13 protein-coding genes are annotated in these 18,452 nt (G+C 42.1%); 5 read left to right on the plus strand and 8 right to left on the minus strand.

All coding sequences use genetic code 11. From position 1 onward, the window contains the following. Positions 1 to 27: 27 nt before the first annotated feature. Entirely contained in the window at positions 28 to 2,166 is a 2,139-nt protein-coding gene (locus tag ACQ2HE_RS16905) for a heavy metal translocating P-type ATPase (RefSeq protein WP_430901240.1), read from the plus strand. 142 nt (positions 2,167 to 2,308) lie between these two features. Next, the gene (locus ACQ2HE_RS16910; protein ID WP_430901242.1) at positions 2,309 to 4,222 is read left to right on the plus strand and encodes a RecQ family ATP-dependent DNA helicase; all 1,914 of its coding nucleotides are present in this window, start codon (positions 2,309 to 2,311) and stop codon (positions 4,220 to 4,222) included. On the opposite strand, the gene ACQ2HE_RS16915 is transcribed toward ACQ2HE_RS16910, so the two are convergent. The 3 genes from ACQ2HE_RS16915 to ACQ2HE_RS16925 form a co-directional block, all read right to left on the minus strand. Continuing rightward, the gene (locus ACQ2HE_RS16915) at positions 4,219 to 5,790 is read right to left on the minus strand and encodes a helicase HerA-like domain-containing protein (protein WP_430901244.1); all 1,572 of its coding nucleotides are present in this window, start codon (positions 5,788 to 5,790) and stop codon (positions 4,219 to 4,221) included. The two genes, ACQ2HE_RS16910 and ACQ2HE_RS16915, sit on opposite strands and share 4 nt — an antisense overlap. An 18-nt stretch (positions 5,791 to 5,808) precedes the next feature. Next, positions 5,809 to 6,180: a co-chaperone GroES gene (locus ACQ2HE_RS16920; protein WP_430901246.1), complete on the minus strand. Its 372-nt coding sequence runs from the start codon at positions 6,178 to 6,180 to the stop codon at positions 5,809 to 5,811. 74 nt (positions 6,181 to 6,254) lie between these two features. Then, positions 6,255 to 8,594, minus strand: a complete 2,340-nt coding sequence (locus tag ACQ2HE_RS16925) for a M4 family metallopeptidase (protein WP_430901248.1) — start codon at positions 8,592 to 8,594, stop codon at positions 6,255 to 6,257. 154 nt (positions 8,595 to 8,748) lie between these two features. Here ACQ2HE_RS16925 and ruvB point away from each other — a divergent pair, with 154 nt between their 5' ends. Next, positions 8,749 to 9,780, plus strand: coding sequence for a Holliday junction branch migration DNA helicase RuvB (ruvB, locus tag ACQ2HE_RS16930; RefSeq protein WP_430901250.1), 1,032 nt, complete (start codon positions 8,749 to 8,751; stop codon positions 9,778 to 9,780). A 267-nt stretch (positions 9,781 to 10,047) separates the two neighbouring features. On the opposite strand, the gene ACQ2HE_RS16935 is transcribed toward ruvB, so the two are convergent. From ACQ2HE_RS16935 to ACQ2HE_RS16950, 4 genes are all read right to left on the minus strand, one after another. Further along, positions 10,048 to 10,752: a response regulator transcription factor gene (locus tag ACQ2HE_RS16935; RefSeq protein WP_430901252.1), complete on the minus strand. Its 705-nt coding sequence runs from the start codon at positions 10,750 to 10,752 to the stop codon at positions 10,048 to 10,050. 510 nt (positions 10,753 to 11,262) lie between these two features. Further along, the gene (locus ACQ2HE_RS16940; RefSeq protein ID WP_430901254.1) at positions 11,263 to 11,550 is read right to left on the minus strand and encodes a hypothetical protein; all 288 of its coding nucleotides are present in this window, start codon (positions 11,548 to 11,550) and stop codon (positions 11,263 to 11,265) included. A 36-nt stretch (positions 11,551 to 11,586) separates the two neighbouring features. After that, on the minus strand, positions 11,587 to 12,279 hold the full coding sequence (locus ACQ2HE_RS16945) for a peptidoglycan DD-metalloendopeptidase family protein (RefSeq protein ID WP_430901256.1): 693 nt from the start codon (positions 12,277 to 12,279) through the stop codon (positions 11,587 to 11,589). 64 nt (positions 12,280 to 12,343) lie between these two features. Next, entirely contained in the window at positions 12,344 to 13,189 is an 846-nt protein-coding gene (locus ACQ2HE_RS16950; RefSeq protein WP_430901258.1) for an endonuclease/exonuclease/phosphatase family protein, read from the minus strand. 128 nt (positions 13,190 to 13,317) lie between these two features. On the opposite strand from ACQ2HE_RS16950, the gene ACQ2HE_RS16955 reads away from it, so the two are divergent. Continuing rightward, entirely contained in the window at positions 13,318 to 16,566 is a 3,249-nt protein-coding gene (locus ACQ2HE_RS16955) for a S41 family peptidase (RefSeq protein WP_430901260.1), read from the plus strand. Between the two features lie 239 nt (positions 16,567 to 16,805). Here ACQ2HE_RS16955 and ACQ2HE_RS16960 read toward each other — a convergent pair whose 3' ends face one another. Beyond that, positions 16,806 to 17,279, minus strand: a complete 474-nt coding sequence (locus ACQ2HE_RS16960) for a hypothetical protein (RefSeq protein WP_430901262.1) — start codon at positions 17,277 to 17,279, stop codon at positions 16,806 to 16,808. Between the two features lie 123 nt (positions 17,280 to 17,402). Here ACQ2HE_RS16960 and ACQ2HE_RS16965 point away from each other — a divergent pair, with 123 nt between their 5' ends. Then, the gene (locus ACQ2HE_RS16965) at positions 17,403 to 18,431 is read left to right on the plus strand and encodes a hypothetical protein (protein WP_430901264.1); all 1,029 of its coding nucleotides are present in this window, start codon (positions 17,403 to 17,405) and stop codon (positions 18,429 to 18,431) included. Positions 18,432 to 18,452: the final 21 nt, after the last annotated feature.

Genomic DNA, 18,452 nt, shown 5'->3' on the forward strand with positions numbered 1-18,452 from the left:
TACCTTTGTATCGTAAATTAATGAACTATGGAAAAAGTGTTTTGGAAAGTAGATGGTATGACCTGTGCGAATTGTGCACTTACCGTAAGCAAGTTCCTGGAACAAAAAGGACTTTCAGATGTGAAAGTAAACCTAATGAGCGGGGAAGTTAGTTTTGATGTGGTTGAAGGCGCAGAAGATACCGGTAAAATAAAAAAAGGAATCGACAGTCTTGGGTATAAAGTAGTGGGCGAAGTGGGCAAGATAGACACCACAGAAAAAAAGGCGCTCAATAAATACCTGAAATTCCTTTTGATAACTGCCGGCCCTACCCTCTTACTCATGTTGCACATGATTCCGGTAGTAAAACATTGGGTTCATTTCATGATGAATCCTTGGATTCAATTTGCCCTTTGTTTGCCGGTATACGGAATTGGCATGTACCTCTTTGCCAAAAGTGCTTGGGTTAGCGTAAGAAACAAAATGCCCAATATGAATGTACTGGTTACCATTGGTGCCACCAGTTCATTTGCTTACAGTGTAGTAGGAATGTTTTTGGGATGGCCTTCTGATCAATTGTTTTTCGAAACAACTGCTACAATAGTGAGTTTGATTTTGTTGGGTAATTTTCTGGAAGACAGTACGCTTCAAACAACTCAACGTGCTTTAACGAAACTCAGCAAGAGTCAGAAAGTATTGGCAACCATGATTGCCTACGACGATCAACACCAAGAACTTCATTTTCAAGTTGAAAACAATACCCTACGCTCAGGAGATTTGATCTTAATTAAATCGGGCGAACAAGTTCCGGCCGATTGTAGAATTCTCTCCGGATCGGCTACCGTAAACGAAGCCATTGTAACCGGTGAGAGTTTACCCATTAGCAAAACAAAAAAAGACACGCTCATTGGCGGTAGTATTGTTGCCGATGGATTGGTGAAGGCTCAAGTAACCAGTCCTGCCAATGAATCCGTTTTAGCAAACATCATCAACTTAGTAAAACAAGCACAAGGAGAGAAACCACCGGTTCAGCAACTAGCAGATAAAATCAGCGCTATTTTCGTACCGGTTGTACTGGTGATCACTGCTCTCACTTTCATTTTAAACTATCTGATCTTACACAATTTCACAGAAGCCTTGATGAGAAGTGTGGCAGTATTGGTTATTGCGTGTCCTTGCGCAATGGGACTAGCCACTCCTGCCGCAATCGCTGTTGGATTGGGAAGAGCGGCTCGCTCGGGTATTTTGTTTAGAAATGCCAAAAGCTTGGAGCTATTCAAGAACATTCGTCAAGTGGTATTCGATAAAACAGGCACGTTAACAACCGGCACTTTTGAAATCAAACAATTAACGGTTGTTGATTCAAGCTATACCGAGGATGAAATAAAAAAACTTGCCTATTCTTTAGAAAAATTCTCCAACCACCCCATTGCGTTATCGGTTTCCAAAGCATTTACAAGAACCGATGTATTCCGTTGGAAAAGTGTTGAAGAGATCAAAGGAAAAGGCGTAAAAGCAACGGATATTGAAGGAAATGAATTCTGGGCCGGTTCTTACCGAATTGCACCGGGTGCTTCTGCGGAAAATGCGCACAACGTTTACATTGTCAAAAACAATACATTGCTTGCTTGGATTGATGTAAAAGACCTTATTCGTCCGGAAGCGGCCAAGGTAGTCAGCTATCTCCATGCAAAAGGAATTAAGACGATCTTGTTAAGCGGCGATACCAAATCGAATTGCACCCCCGTTGCAAGTGAACTGGGAATTGATCAAGTGATAGCAGAACAAACCCCCGAGCAGAAATTAGCGATGATTGAAAAACTCAATCAAGAACAACCAACTGCTATGGTGGGTGATGGTATCAATGATGCTCCCGCACTTGCGAAAGCTACTATTGGCATTTCAATGAGTGAGGCTTCGCAGGTTGCTATTCAAACTGCGGATGTAGTGTTGATGAATAAGGGATTGGGTAATCTACCTCTTGCTTTGGGATTAGGAAAGCATAGTTTTATTACCATTCAACAGAATCTTTTCTGGGCCTTTTCTTATAATATCATTGCCATTCCGGTGGCTGCATTCGGATTGTTGGGGACTTATGGACCAACGTATGGAGCATTGATCATGGGATTGAGTGATGTGGTGCTGGCGGTGAACTCGGTGCGATTGTTTGTGAAGAAGGTTGTGTAAATGGAGAGCTTGTTCATCGCAAAGGGAAGGAGGGAAGGAGATGCGCGGAGATGATTTATAAAGAGAGCGGAAATATCGCCGGAGTACAACTGAAATATGTGTAGCGCTTTTGTTCATTTTATTTATTGCTATCTTAGCTGATATGTCTTCCGTGAGCTCACCCATTGCTGTGTTAAAGAATTACTGGGGGTACGATCAGTTTCGGCCTTTGCAGGAAGACATTATCGAGTCTATTTTATCCGGAAAAGACACCCTCGCCCTTCTTCCTACCGGAGGGGGAAAATCCATTTGTTATCAAGTACCGGCACTTTGCAAGCCCGGACTTTGTTTAGTGATTTCACCCTTGATTGCCTTGATGAAAGATCAAGTAGAGCAATTAAGGAGGAGAGGCATCACGGCATTTGCTATTTTTTCAGGGATGAATCGCAAAGAAGTACTTCAAACCTTTCAATTGGCTTCCGAAAGCAATTGTAAGTTTCTATACGTTTCTCCTGAGCGATTGGAAACAGCCTTGTTTAAGGAACAACTCAATAGACTTGACATCAATTTAATTGCAGTAGACGAAGCGCATTGCGTATCGCAATGGGGTTATGATTTTCGTCCACCCTATTTACGCATCAAAAATATTCGTCCCGAACTACCCGATGTTCCCATACTAGCGCTAACGGCTTCGGCTACTCCTAGAGTGCAAGAAGACATTATGGAGCAATTGGAATTCACCGAACCTAATTTGTTCCAACAAAGTTTTGAGCGTCCCAATCTAAGTTATAGTGTGCGAGAAGTAGATTCGAAAAACGCCAAACTTTTAGAAATCTTTGAAAAAGTTGATGGCTCCGGATTGGTGTATTGCAGTAGTAGAAGAAGAACCAAGGAAATAGCAGATCTATTGCAGTTACAAGGCATTTCTGCCGACTATTATCATGCCGGTTTAAGTCAGGAACAACGCAATGAAAAGCAAGAAGCTTGGATCAAAAACGAAATTCGTATCATGGCTTGTACCAATGCCTTCGGAATGGGTATCGATAAGCCTGATGTTCGAATAGTGGTGCATGCCGACTTGCCCGATTGTTTGGAGAACTATTATCAAGAGGCAGGAAGAGCGGGTAGAGATGGGAATAAATCGTATGCAGTATTGCTTTATCAAACAGGTGACCCTGAACAGCTGCGGCAAAAAATTGAAAAGCGTTTTCCCGACTTGGAAACCATTCGATCGGTATATCAAGCTTTGATGAATTACCTGCAATTGCCCGTGCATGCCGGAGGTGAACAGTATTTCGACTTTGACTTGAATGACTTTGGCTACAAGTTTCATATTGATGGGTTCACCATAACAGCGGTTTTGCAAATTTTGTCACAAGAATCCATCATCAGTTTCAACGAACAGTTGCTTCAACCTTCAAAATTGGTATTCACTTGTTCGAAACAACGAATTCATGAACTGGAAAAAACACAGCCGGAATGGGACGATATCATCAAAACTCTGCTTAGAAGCTATGAGGGAATTTTTGACAGACCGGCAGTTATCAATGAATTCATGGTTGCAAGAGCGCTTGGTATCGACAAACAACTAGTGTACGATACTTTGCACCATTTGCATCAACATCATATTGTAGATTATCAACCCACGAAAAATGATCCACAATTGTACGTACACTTTGATCGAGTAGCTTCTGAGCATTTGACAATTGACTTAAACAGATTGGCAGAAAGAAAGCATGTATACCTCGAACGCATGGAAGCTTTTCTTCAATTCATTTACGACCGTCATAGTTGCAGGGGACAATTAATTGCAGCCTATTTTGGAGCACCTATCAAGCATCGTTGTGGCATTTGCGATAACTGTGTTGAATACAAAAAGAAACCACTTTCAGAAACTGAATTCTTGCATTTAAAAAATAGCATTTCTGCTGTGCTTCATGAAAAACCGGAGCGCATTAATGATCTTATAAAAAAACTACCTGCATATTCGAATCAACAAATTTGGGAAGTGATTCGACACATGCAGGCAGAAAATAAATTAAAACACCTGAAAGGTGATCTGTTATCGCTCCATTAAAGCCAACCTGATTTTTTCCTAGAAGAACTTCTTCCACCCAAACCTAAGGCTCCTAACAAACTACGAGTAATGATGCTAGCAGCCGTTCTACCAATTTGACGAGTAACTGAGCTGTCCAATACTTTTTCGATGGTCGACTTTTCTTCTTTTGCCGGCTTCTTTTCAGCTTTTTCTTCCTGTTCAGCTTGCTCTTGTTCTTGTTCTTTCGTAGAAGCCTCTTCCAGCTTCGCAGTCAGAATTTCATAAGCACTTTCGCTGTCTTCCGTTTGAGCGTACTTCTTCACCAACTTTGATGAAGAAACCAGTGAATTGATTTCATCGTCTGACAAAATATCCATTCTACTCTTAGGAGGCACCAACATGGTATGAACCAGCGGAGTTGGAATCCCTTTCTCGTTTAAAAGAGTAATAAAGGCTTCTCCAATACCAAGCTGGGTCAGTAATTCTTCTGTTTTATAGAAATCAGATTCAGGATAGTTTTCGGCGGCTTGTTTAATGGTTTTGCGATCAGCTGCAGTGAAAGCACGTAGGGCGTGCTGTACTTTCAATCCTAATTGAGCCAAGATACTTGCGGGAATGTCTTGAGGATTTTGTGTACAGAAAAAGATCCCTACTCCTTTTGATCGGATCAATTTGATCACTGTTTCCAATTGCTGCAACAACGCTTCTGTTGCTTCTTGGAATACCAAGTGTGCTTCATCGATAAACAATACTAATTTGGGCTGATCGATATCGCCTTCTTCCGGTAAGCTACCGTACAATTCGGCTAACAAACTCAACATGAAAGTGGAGAAGAGTTTTGGCTTGCTTTGCATATCGGTAACACGAAGTACTGAAATCATCCCACGACCGTCGTCACTGATTCGCATGAGATCGTCTACGTCAAAGCTTGGTTCACCAAAAAATACATCGGCTCCTTGTTGTTGCAGTTCAATTACTTTTCGGAGAATGGTACCGGTAGAAGAGGTAGAAATTTTTCCGTAGTCTTTTTCGATAGAAGCTTTTCCTTCATTGGAAATGTATTGAAGGGTTTTGGTAAAATCTTTCAAATCGAGCAAAGGCATTTTATTGTCGTCGCAATACTTGAAAATTAAAGACACCAATCCTTCCTGCGTATCATTCAATCCAAGAATTTTAGAAAGTAGAATCGGACCGAATTCGCTCACAGTTGCGCGTAGTCGCACTCCTTTTTGATCACTTAGAGTAAGCAATTCTACCGGATAGGCCGTGGGTTTGTATTCTTGACCAATTTGTGCGAGTCGCTCTTTGATTTTATCGTTTAGGGTACCGGCTGCAGCAATACCGCTCAAGTCGCCTTTGATATCCATCAGCAAAACAGGAATACTGGCATCACTTAAGGATTCGGCCAGCACTTGTAAGGTTTTGGTTTTACCGGTACCGGTGGCACCGGCGACCAGTCCGTGACGGTTCATGGTTTTAAAAGGAAGTTTCACAAGGGCATCAGGAACGGGATGTCCATCTAACATTCCCAGACCAATAACCGCTGAATTTCCTTTAAAAGTGTAGCCCGATTGAACGGCGCTTAAGAAGTCTTGTGCAGTTGCCATAAATTATATAAGATAGGGTTAAATAGTTTCTTCTCGTTCCAACATTAAGATAGCACTTTGTGGAACAATAAAGTACTTTTCATTTTCATACACCACTTCTGTAGAACCGCTCACCAAAAAGATGGCCAGATCGCCTTCTTTTACCTGAAGGGGTACATATTTAATTTTATCCTCCTCTCCTTTCCAGGTTTCTTCTTCAATGGGCATAGGAATGGCATAACCGGGACCGGCTTTTATGACATAGCCTTGCTGTACTTTTTCTTTTTCTTGAACGCCCGGAGGAAGGTAGAGTCCGCTTTCGGTGCGTTCGTTTGGGCGAGATGGACGAATCAAAACGCGGTCGCCGATTACAATTAGATTTTTCAATTTCATGTCTGCCGTAATTCTCATAATCGTTGATTTACATTCATAAAAAAATCCCGACCGCAAAGGTCAGGATTTTTTTAATAAAGCGAATGTTATTCTTATTTGGCGATGGTTAGTTTAGAAACTTGTTCTTGATCTACTTTCACCACGTACACACCTGTGTTGATGGTTGGCAAAGAGATGGTAACATTGTTCATGCCTTCTACAGCTGCTACACGCTGACGGTAAACAATTCTACCCAACATATCGGTGATATTGATTTCTTTCTGAGCAGTTGCTTGAGAAACAAATCGAACGGTTACGGTATTGCGGGCAGGGTTTGGATAAACGCCTGGTTTAGTAGTAGCGTCTGATTTCAAGATACCGGCATTTTCATCAATTCCAAACAAGTTCGTTGCACTTGTTTGCACTTTCAAGGTATAACAAGAAGCACTATTGGCGCCACTGAAGCCATACACTTGAAGATAATAAGTAGCACCTGCAGTTGCAGTATTACGAGTGATGGTTTCTGAAGTAGTACCAGAGTTTTGTGAGATTGCCAATTGTGAACCTGAACTATTGTAAAGACGTAGGTCGTAATCAGCAGCCAAGCCACTCAAAGTAACTTTGAATTTAGGCTGTGCGGTTACGGTTGTAAAACGGAACCAGTCTTTATCGGTTGAGCTTCCAATTTTAGCATTGATGTCAGTATTCAGTGCAATTACTTTGGCAGCTGTTCTAGTTTCGTTTGCCTCATACGTATCAGTACAAGTTGGAGGCACTACTACTGCGGTTACACCTACGGCATCGAAAGCGTTGGCAGTTTGAACTGCTTCTACACTTCCTACACCATATAAGTCTTCAGCAGATTTAATACCATAAGTTCTCGCAGCGGCATAGTTTGAATTAGCAGTTAAATATACAGTGTTGGTTCTATAAGCTATTGCGGCAGCTTTGTCGATACCAATACCGGTAACGTTGTAAGCGAAACCTTTATCGTTGGTACCTGATCCACCGGTAGTAAGTAAGTAGAACCAAAAGTTCAACACGCCACTGTTCGTATGCACACCACCATTGTCGGCAGTTCCGGTAGCCCAATTGGTACCTTGATACGTATCGGGGTCACCATACAAATTCGGGTTTGACATGCTTCTAAAAATTCCTCCGATTTCATCGCCTAAAGTCCAGTTTCCTGTTCCTTTGCCAAACCATTCAATAGAAGTACCCAAGATATCACTGAATGCTTCATTTAAAGCTCCAGACTCATTCGAGTAAACCAGATTTGAAGTGCGGCTTGTTAATCCGTGGGTAATTTCATGACCGGCAATGTCAAGTGTTGTTAAAGGAGAGTAAGTGGTTGTGCCGGAAGTTCCGCCATCACCATAGCTCATTCTAGTGCCATCCCAAAACGCATTGATATTATTGGCATAACCAAAAGCAACCAAGTTCACGTGAACATAGCTTCTTAATTGGTAGCCTGCATTGTCGATACTATTACGACCGAACTTAGTCAGGTAAAAATCATATGTTTTTTCTGCTCCCCAATGTGCGTCAGTAGCGTATTGGTCTTTGTTAGCATTAACGTTGTTCCAGCTATTATCTGCATCTGTAAAATCAACAGCAGCATTGTAGTTGGTGCCCGCTACACGCATGTCAAGCGTTTGCACGCCGAGACCTCTGCCTGTTTCTCTTAAACGATATGTTGTTCCGGTATTATCGGTTGTAATTGCTTGAACGCCGGAATAAGCAGTTGTAGCAGAACCGGCCGCGTCAACGGTATTGATCAAATCATTTTCACCAATAATAGTTCCCGCATTTGCGTCAACATAAACAACTTTGCGACCAAGAGGAAACTGAGAATAAATATCAAACTTGTACGTCAATTGTAGATTGGAAGGATTCACTTCACCAACACCTGAATAATACACCAATTGTCCTTTGGGGAAATAGGTTGCACCTCTGTTGTTCATTTCATCTTTCAGCGCTAATTCTTCATCGGGAATCTGCCATTTGTAAGTAGAAGCTCCGATATAAGACATGGCCATTTTTAGCGCCGTAGGCTCATCAATAGAAGCAGCAGTTTTTAAAGAAGAAGCAATTTCTTCTTTTACCCAAACACCGTTTTGGCTCATTATTTTTCCTGCTTTAGTGTGAACGATGTAAGCAGTGTTTTCAACAACGTAACCATTTAAAACTTGGTTGTAGCGGAAGTGCTCCATACCAATTCTGTCGGTTTCGCGCGCAGCCAATTTCGAAGCAACGGAACTGCGAGCTACTCCGTTTTCAGCGGTTAATAGCACTTGGCCGGCGCTGAATTTTGGTGCGTCGGCGGCTGAGAACTCAATAAATTCGGGATAAAGGCCTTCACGGGCAGCAATAGATTTTGTGGGTTTTTGTGCCATGGCAACCCCACTGGCCAATAATGCAATAAGACTAAGAGAGAGTCTAATTCGATTCATAAGGAAGTTTTTGGTTGAGGTTCAATTTAACATTTTATTAAATATTAAAAAAATTTAAATGAAAACCAGTAGATTCATGGAATATGGGTAGAATTCTATTTATTAATTAGAACAATTTCAAAAAAGCTGCCTGTAGAAACCATAATTTTGAGACATGGCTAACCCTAATTTAAACAGTGATAAAGGAGGACTTTCGGCAGCGGAGCGGGAGTTTGAAAATAATATACGGCCGGCAGCCATCAAGGAATTTGCCGGTCAGCCACAGTTGATCGAGAACCTTACCATTTTTATAAAAGCGGCAAAAATTCGAGGCGAAGCATTGGATCATGTATTGTTTCATGGACCGCCCGGATTAGGAAAAACAACTTTGTCGAGAATTGTTGCGAATGAATTAGGGGTAAATATTAAAGAAACTTCCGGACCGGTTATAGAAAAGCCCGGCGACTTAGCAGGTCTTCTCACCAGTTTAGAACCCAATGATGTATTGTTTATAGATGAAATCCATCGCTTGAGTACGGTTGTGGAGGAATACTTGTATGCTGCAATGGAGGACTACCGAATCGATATCATGATCGATAGTGGACCCAATGCCAGAAGCATCCAATTGAATTTGAATCCATTTACATTAATTGGCGCTACTACACGCAGTGGTTTATTGACGGCACCGCTTTTGTCGCGTTTCGCTATTAAATCAAGATTGGAATACTATCAAGGTGATACCTTGCAGAAAATTGTATTGCGAGCAGCGGGTATTTTGAACACCCAAATAAGCACCGATGCCGCCGGTGAAATTGCCCGTAGAAGTAGGGGTACCCCTCGTATTGCAAATGGATTGTTGAGAAGGGTCAGAGATTTTGCACAAGTACTGAACGATGGGGCTATCGATTTAGGAATAACACAACACGCACTTCGCGCGCTTAATGTAGATGAGCACGGACTAGACGATATGGACAACCGAATCTTGAATGCCATCATTGATAAGTTCAAAGGAGGTCCGGTAGGGATTACCACCATTGCCACAGCGGTAGGGGAAGAACCGGGAACTTTAGAAGAAGTATACGAACCTTTTTTGATTCAAGAAGGATTCATCAAACGAACCCCTAGAGGAAGAGAGGCAACTTACAAAGCATATGAGCATTTGGGGAAGAAACCGGGAACACCGGGGAGTTTGACGCTGGAGCTTTAATTATTAATTAAGAATTAATAATTAATAATTAATAATGAGGCCTTCGGCCTTATTGAGAAATGCAATCCTTTTTTCCCAGTTTGTTATAGTGATTGGGAGTTTATACTCAGCATGGATACTACATGCACTGGCACCTAGAATGCAACTAAAATTCATCTAATCAACGTGCCCAATTATTAATTCTTAATTATTACCTATTAATTAAAAAGAGGCGCAATTGATGTACAACCGCGCCTCTTCAATAAAAAACAGAGAACAAGTATTTTCTTATGCATTCACCGGAGCTACCAAGCGGAAGCCATTACCGTGAATGTTTACGATTTCAATTGAACTATCTTCTTTCAGATACTTACGAAGTTTGGCAATATAAACGTCCATGCTTCGTCCGTTGAAATAAGTATCACTACCCCAGATTTTTTTGAGGGCTTGCTCACGAGGAAGCAAGTCGTTGAGGTGTTCCGCCAACATTTTCAATAACTCGTTCTCTTTAGGAGAAAGAGTTTGTGTTTTACCGGCGTGAATCAACTCTCTCAATTTAGGGTTGAAGTGGTAAGAGCCTAAATCGAATTCTTTGTTTTCGGCTTCTTTGGTTACTTCTTCGTTGCGTTTTAAAATTGCTTTGATTTTGAGCAACAATACTTCGCTATCGAAAGGCTTGGTGATATAATCATCCGCTCCCAATTTATATCCCTGAATAATGTCTTCTTTCATGGTTTTCGCACTCAAGAAGAATAAGGGGATATCAGGATCTACATCGCGAATTTCTTCAGCGAGTGTAAAGCCATCCATATGAGGCATCATAATATCGAGCAAACACAATTCGAATTTTTCACGTTGGAAAGCGGCTAAGCCTAAACGGCCATCGCGCTCCAGAGTAACATCAAAATCATTGAGCTCCAAGTAATTTTTCAATACCATTCCCAGGTTAGGGTCATCTTCGCAAAGAAGAATTTTATGTTTCTTTCCGTCCATACTTAAGGGGTTTAAAGTTCTACCGTAAATAAAAGTAAATCCTTTGCCAAACACTACAAGTTACGAATAATATTTTGTTAAAGTGCCCGTGGGATGTCTATTTTAGGCGATTTAGTGGGGTTATTGTTAAGGATATCAGAAAGAAAGTTGAGTTGTGTGTTCACCGCTGAGAACGCAAAGTTCGCGAAGGGGTCGCGGAGTTTATTTTCTTTTACAGCAGCGCTGGCAGTCTCCCTGAATTTCATCGTTTTTCGTTACCTCTTATCTTCGATTCAGTATTCGTGACTGTTTCATCATTATTTCTTTTCACCGCAACGGCGCAGCGTGCGCGGCGGTACCGCAGCGCTGGCAGTTTGTGTGTATTTCCTCCCTTCCCGCAACGGCTTCGCCTGTCCCGTATCGTTCCTCACGGGATAGACTCGACTGCTTTTGCTTCGCAAAACCAGACTCCTTCCTCCTACCTCCATCCTCCCTCCTGTACTCGGCTGTTCCATTATTAATTATTACTTATTAATTATTAATTCCCATCACCAACTCCTCCCACTCCTGCTCTAAACTTAACTTACAAGAAGGCTTTGATGCTTTACGATACCAATAATCTGCGTTCCATTGATCGCCTTCTACGCGGTGCAAATAGGCATGAATCCATGCAGCATTTCTATCGGGCAAATCTTGAATAAGTGTGTGGGCTTTGTCCCAATTCCCTTTGGCTTCCCACCACAGTGCTTGATGATACACCGATAAAGATGATGGGGGTTGATTAGCGGTAAGACTTGCTTTTAATTCAATTGCATTCATGCTGCAATTTTACAGCAAGTTTTGTAATTACTTCGCTTACTTTTTCCAAGGCAGGAGATAAACAGGATCGGGGCAATTAGCTGCGTATTGTTCTCGTTTAGAAAGTTCGCACACACCGGGATAATCGCCTACCCATCCCTGCAAGTCGAGCATCAATTGAAGATGCAAATGTGGTGGCCAATGACCGTTTTCTGCAGGTGGACCAAAATGAGCTAACAAATCGCCTTTGCTTATTTTATCACCCTTCTTAAATCGAGTTAAATCCGCTGCAGATAAATGTCCATACAAAGCATAAAACGATCGCTCTTCCAATTGATGAGCAACTATTATAGTGGCGCCATAATCGCCAAAGCGATTGTTATCGGCAATCGATTCAATTGTGCCGTCCATAAATGAATACACAGGTGTACCCACTTCTCCCCAAATATCAATACCGAGATGAAGTCTTCTTGGCTCCGACCCATCCACCGGATCAAACACCTTGCTGCGGCTATACACCGTACGATGCTCCATATAACCGCCCCATCCGTAACGTGCTTGATGAACTGTTAACTCCGATGAAACATACTGCGAGAATTTGGCAGTATCAAGGAGGATTTCTGCTGTTAGTTGTAAGTTGGTAGCCGTAAAATCCAACAATAACACTTGATCCTTTGAACGATCGAAAGGAACCGGATCAGCAAACTGATCTTTGTATTGATTGAGTAATTGGGTGAGTTGATGGGGCATGGGGAGTAGGTTTTAGGCGTTAGGTTGTTAGGCTTTAGGTGTTGGGCTTTAGGCTGCATAACACTTACAGTTTAATCAACGCATATACAGGAAAATGATCGGAACTGAAACGACCTTTCCAAGTTTGTGAAAGCGTAGCATGCTTCAATACGGTTCCACCATTTTTCAGGTAAATATGATCGATTGCAAAATCAGAAAGTTCGGCTGATTTGAATCCATTGAAAGTGCCACTGGGACCATAGTGTGGCGTCTTCGTAACATATAAAGTATTGATGAGTTTTAAGGGCGGAGCGGCTTGTTCAATTATCTGAATCGGTTCATCATTTACCGTAGCATTAAAGTCACCAGTCACAATCACTTGTTCTTTTCCGGCCATGCGTTGTACTTCTTCCATTAAAAGCCTGGCACTGTTTGCTCGAGCTATTTTCCCAATGTGATCGAAATGCGTATTGAACATCCAAAATTTCTTCTTCGTCTTCAAGTCCTGAAAATAGGCCCATGAAACAATCCTCGTAATAGCAGCATCCCAACTTTTGGAGCCGGGCACTGTTGGCGTCAAACTCAGCCAAAAAGTTCCCTGCTTCAATGCTTTGAAGCGGGCTGAATCATAAAAAATAGCCGAGAATTCACCTTTCTCTTTTCCATCGTCTCTTCCAACACCCACGTATTTATAGCCGGGCAAGGCTGCTTGCAGGTCTAGCATTTGGTCGAAAAGCGCTTCCTGAACACCTACTAATTGCGCGTCGTGAAAAAGGATTTGCGAGGCGGCAAAAGCTTTCCTGTTGGGCCAAGCGTTAGCACTGTCGGAGGCAACATTGAGCCGAATATTGAAGGTCATAACACCAATATGCTGAGAAAAACCACTAACAGAAAGCAACAATAAGCCGATCAGAAGAGTCAATTTGTTCATAATGCAAAGTATCGTTCTAAAATGAAGCGAAAGTTAAGTTCAGTTTTACACTTACTATTCACCATTCGTCCAAAAGCTTCCGAAATCGATTGATAATTGAATAACTTGTATTGTTTAAATTCAGATATATGAGAAAAATTTATTTACTATTTGCTTGTTTGGCGGCGGGTTTTAGCAGCATGGCTCAAACTGCGCCCATGTGGATGCGCTATCCGGCGATCAGTCCCGATGGCAAAACCATTGCCTTTGGATACAAAGGTGATATTTATAGAGTGGATGCAACGGGAGGGGTAGCCATTCCATTGACCATTCACGAAGCACATGATATGATGCCTGTTTGGAGCCGCGATGGAAAGTCCATTGCGTTTGCAAGCGATCGTCATGGAAACTTCGACGTTTTTGTAATGCCCGCAACCGGTGGAACCCCGGTTCGCCTAACCTACAACAGCGCTCCGGACTATCCTTCCGATTTCAGTGTCGACAATAAACAAGTGCTGTTTACCAGTTCAAGAAACATACCGGCTGAAAACATTCGCTTCTACAGCCCACGTCTGTTTCAAAACTTATACACGGTTCCTGTAAGCGGTGGCCGTCCGGTCTTAATTTCCTCTGCAGGTTTCGAAAACGCTCACTACAACAGCAAGGGCACTCAAATTGTATTTCAAGATAGAAAGGGATATGAAGATGCACTAAGAAAGCACCACACTTCTTCTGTTACCAGAGATATTTGGTTGATGGATGTAAAATCCAACACCTATCGTCAGTTGAGTGGTTTTGAAGGTGAAGATAGAGAACCCGTATTCAGCAGCGATGATCAATTTGTGTATTATTTAAGCGAAAAGAACGGCACTCAAAATATTTACAAAGCGCCTGTTCTGAATAAAATGGCAGAACAAAGCATCACTAGCTTCAAAACACATCCTGTTCGCAATCTGAGTATCAGTAATAACAATACACTTTGCTACACATACGAAGGTGAAATTTACACGCAAAAAGATGGCGGCAAACCTGAAAAAATAGCCATTCAAATTTACAATGATGGCAGAGCCGGCGTGGAGAAGAACGTATCCATCAATGGAAACGTAACGCAATTCGCACTTTCTCCAAATGGAAAAGAAATTGCCTTTGTAAACAGAGGGGAAGTATTTGTTACAAGTGTAGAAGGTGGACAAACCAAACGCATCACCAATACTCCGCAACAAGAAAGAATGGTTCAATGGAGTCCCGATGGCAGAAGTTTGATCTATGCTGCCGAACGCACGAATAGCTGGGACATCATGAAGGCGACCATTGCAAGAAAAGAAGAACCTTACTTTTTTGCTTCAACTGTTATTAATGAAGAGGCCATCATCAATTCTCCGGCTGAAGAATTTCAACCCAAATTCAGTCCCGACGGAAAAGAAATTGCATACGTAGCAGAGCGCAATATTTTGAAAGTATTCAACACTGTAACAAAGCAAACCCGCACCTTGCTTCCTGAAGGAAGAAACTATTCTTATAGTGATGGAGATTGGGATTTCAACTGGAGTCCTGATGGAAAATGGATCATCACTGACGACAGCGAAGGCAACTGGTTTACCGGTAACGCGGCATTGATTAAAGCAGACGGTACGGGTGAAATTCAACATCCCAATAAAAGCGGATTTGGCCAGAACAGTCCTAAATGGGCTTTGAATGGAAAGGCCATGACCTGGACCAGTGCGCGCGATGGTAGAAAGAGTTTAGCGATGCAAGGTAGCAGAGAAGTAGATATTTATGCCGGCTTCTTTGATCAAGAATTGTTTGACCGTTACAAGTTGAGCAAGGATGATTATGCTTTACTGAAAGAAAAAGAAGAGAAAGACAAATCGGATACTTCTATCAAAGCAAAGCCTGCTGATAAAAAAGCGAGCAGTGAATTGAATTTGGAAGACTTTAAATCGCGCATCACTAAACTTACTATTAACAGTGCTTCCATTTCCGACTATGTAGTGAACAATGATGGAAGCAAAGTTTACTACCTCGCCTCATTTGAAAAAGGATTCGATTTGTGGGTAACCGAACCTAGAACCAGAGAAACAAAGATTCTGGCAAAGCTTGGTGGTAGCCCTAGTGGTATTGAAATGAGCAAAGACGGGAAATCACTTTTTGTTACCAATAATGGTTCATTGGTGAAAGTAGACGAAAGCGGTAAAGTAAGCCCCATTGCCATCAATGGTGAAATGGTGTTGAATGCTGCAGAAGAAAGAGCTTATATTTTCGATCACGCATGGCGTCAGGTACAGAAAAAATTCTATGATCCAAAAATTCATGGAATTGACTGGAAAGGATTCCACGATCAATATGCGAAATTCTTACCCCATATCAGCAACAACTATGATTTCCAAGATTTGCTTGGAGAATTCTTAGGAGAACTGAATGCATCACATACGGGTGGTCGTTATAGTCCTCAAATGCAAAACCCCGATGCAACAGCAACTTTGGGATTACTATATGATGAAACCTTTACCGGAAATGGATTGAAAGTAAGTGAGGTAATTGAAGGAGGTCCTTTCGATAAAGCCAGCAGCAAGCTAAAATCGGGCGTGATCATTGAAAAAATTGATGGAGAAGCCATCACTGATGCGGTAGACTGGGCGAAGTTTTTAAACAGAAAAACCGGAAAGAACACATTGATATCTGTGTTCGATCCAGCTACTAATACACGTTATGAAGAGACCATCAAACCTATCAGCTTTGGAGAAGAAAGCGGCTTGATGTACAAGCGTTGGGTGAAGAAGATGGATGAAATGGTGACCAAATTAAGTGGCGGTAAAGTTGGCTATGTTCACGTTCAAGGTATGAACGATGGAAGTTACCGTTCTACCTACGACGAAGCCTTGGGTAAAAATTTCGACAAAGAAGCGCTGATCGTTGATACTCGTTTCAACGGAGGTGGTTGGTTGCACGACGACTTGAATACCTTCCTTAGCGCTAAGCGTTACTTAGATTTTGCTCCACAAGGAAATCGATTGAAAGATGGGGAGCCAATGGGCAGATGGGCAAAGCCAAGTGTTGTATTGATGAGCGAAAGCAATTACAGTGATGCGTTTATTTTCCCTTATGTATACAAACAAAACGGCATTGGTAAGTTGGTGGGTATGCCTGTACCCGGCACCGGAACAGCCGTTTGGTGGGAAACACAAATTGATCCAACCATCGTGTTCGGTATTCCAATGGTAGCCACTATTGGTAAAGAAAACAGACCTACTGAAAATCTTCAACTAGAACCCGATATTAGAGTGCCTTTGAAATACGAAGACTTCTTGAAAGGCAAAGACGCTCAAATTGAAGCAGCAGTGAAAGAGATGTTGGATACCATTGCGAAGGAGAAGGAAAAAGGGAAGAAGGGGTTTTAGAGGAGGAACGAGAATGAGAGGAAACGAGGAGCGAGGAAATACAGAGAAAGAACAGGGGGATAAAGGATGGAGGATGAGAGGAGACGAGGATGCGGGAAGGGAGGCAATGCAAAAGTAAGAACTGAGGGAGGTAAATAATCATCCTGAAAATCCTTCAATCCTGTAAATCCTGATCAAAAAAATAACGGCCGCAGTTCAATAGAGACTGCGGCCGTATTATTTGTGGTTACACGATAAGTTTACACCGGAATAGAGAGGTCTTGTTTGAGTTCAGACCAATTGATCACCACTTCATTGGCCAATTGTTCCTCGAGGAGGTTCGCCCAAGTTTCCATGTACACAATTACATCTTCACGTTGGTTTCTTTTGAGCCATCGGAATCCACCGGGAAGTTTATTGAGCACGCTGCGGTCTTCTAGGTACTCTAGATTGTGGAAGTCGGTTGGAGTCATCCCCACTCCTTCCAGCTTGCTCATGATGAACATCAGCGGTGCGGAAGTGATATTGCAGTAGTCGTCGGCAATTTCCGTCCACTCCCCTGCTCCTTGATGAGCATAGCTCACAATTTCTTCCTTACTCAATTCAGTGATAACCTGTATAAGATTACCACAGTTGCAGCCGCCATGATGCCCCCAGGCATAATAAGCGCCGTTGCGTAAATTAGCCGCCGCCTTGCGGAGGCCTTCGATGAGTTGAATATTTGCTTGTGCCATGGTTCTAATTTACAAATTTAAACAGGTGACAATCAAGGCTTGTTGAACCTTTTTCTGCTTCGTTAAAGTAAACTTAAAGCAAAATATACCGGAGCATTCTTCGTTAAAGACAAAACTTGTCCCGTGAAGTATTTTACGCTCCTACTTATAACATCGTTCAGCTTGATTTTGTTGCCCGGCCGTGCACAAACCATTACGGGTGCTTGGAAGGGGAAAATTCAGCAGACAAAGGTTGAAGTAAAAATCATCAAAAGCGGCGACAGTCTTACCGGAACCTCCTACTATTATACTTCGAAAAACAACTATAAACGCTACGCCATAAAAGGGTATTTCGATACGGAAACCAATGAAGTGGTTTGGTGGGATGATTTCCTGATTGAAGATCACTCAAATGGCGGCATCAATACCAAGGGAGGACCGAACGGATTTCTAAATGTGGCAGATTTCAATTGCCCGGGCAATACACAAATGATGCTCGATGGCACCGCTAATAATAAAGAATCGAAAGATAGCGACAAGCAATACCTTCATCTCGAAAAAACAAAAGAAACTGTTTTTATAGACGATTGGGATTTTGTGATAGAAAACTATTTCGTAGGTGCCAACGATCCTAAGATCATTGCCGAATACAGTAAAAAACAAGGAACTACTCCATTTGTAGACGAGCCTGAAATTGGTCCACGACCAATGATCATTGTGGCAAATACGCCCCCACCGGCTCCTATTGTAATCACTGCACCGAGTCCGAAACTTGCAGAAATCCCTGCACCCGAACTTTCTGCGAATCAGAAAAAATTCGAGAGCAGAAAAAAAGTGATGCAAACAGTGATCCCCGTAACATCGGAACTTATTGAAATACGCTTTTACGACAATGCTCAAGTAGACGGCGACTCCATCGCTTTATTCTTGAACAACAAAATGATTTTCGAACATATTCGGTTAACCGAAAATGCTTACACCATTTCAATCAAAGCATCCGACTTGGGCGATGATAATGAACTGGTGATGGTAGCTGAAAACCTCGGTTCCATTCCTCCTAATACTTCTTACATGGTAGCCATTGTGGGTGATAAGCGTTACGAAGCACGTTTGTATGCGAATGAGAATAGTAGTGCGGTGGTGAGGTTGGTGAAACCGGGAGCGAAGCAGTAATTAAGAAGTAAGAATTAAGAA

It is taken from the genome of Endoryza foliicola, assembly GCF_050589245.1.
GTDB classification, from domain to species: domain Bacteria; phylum Bacteroidota; class Bacteroidia; order Chitinophagales; family Chitinophagaceae; genus Endoryza; species Endoryza foliicola.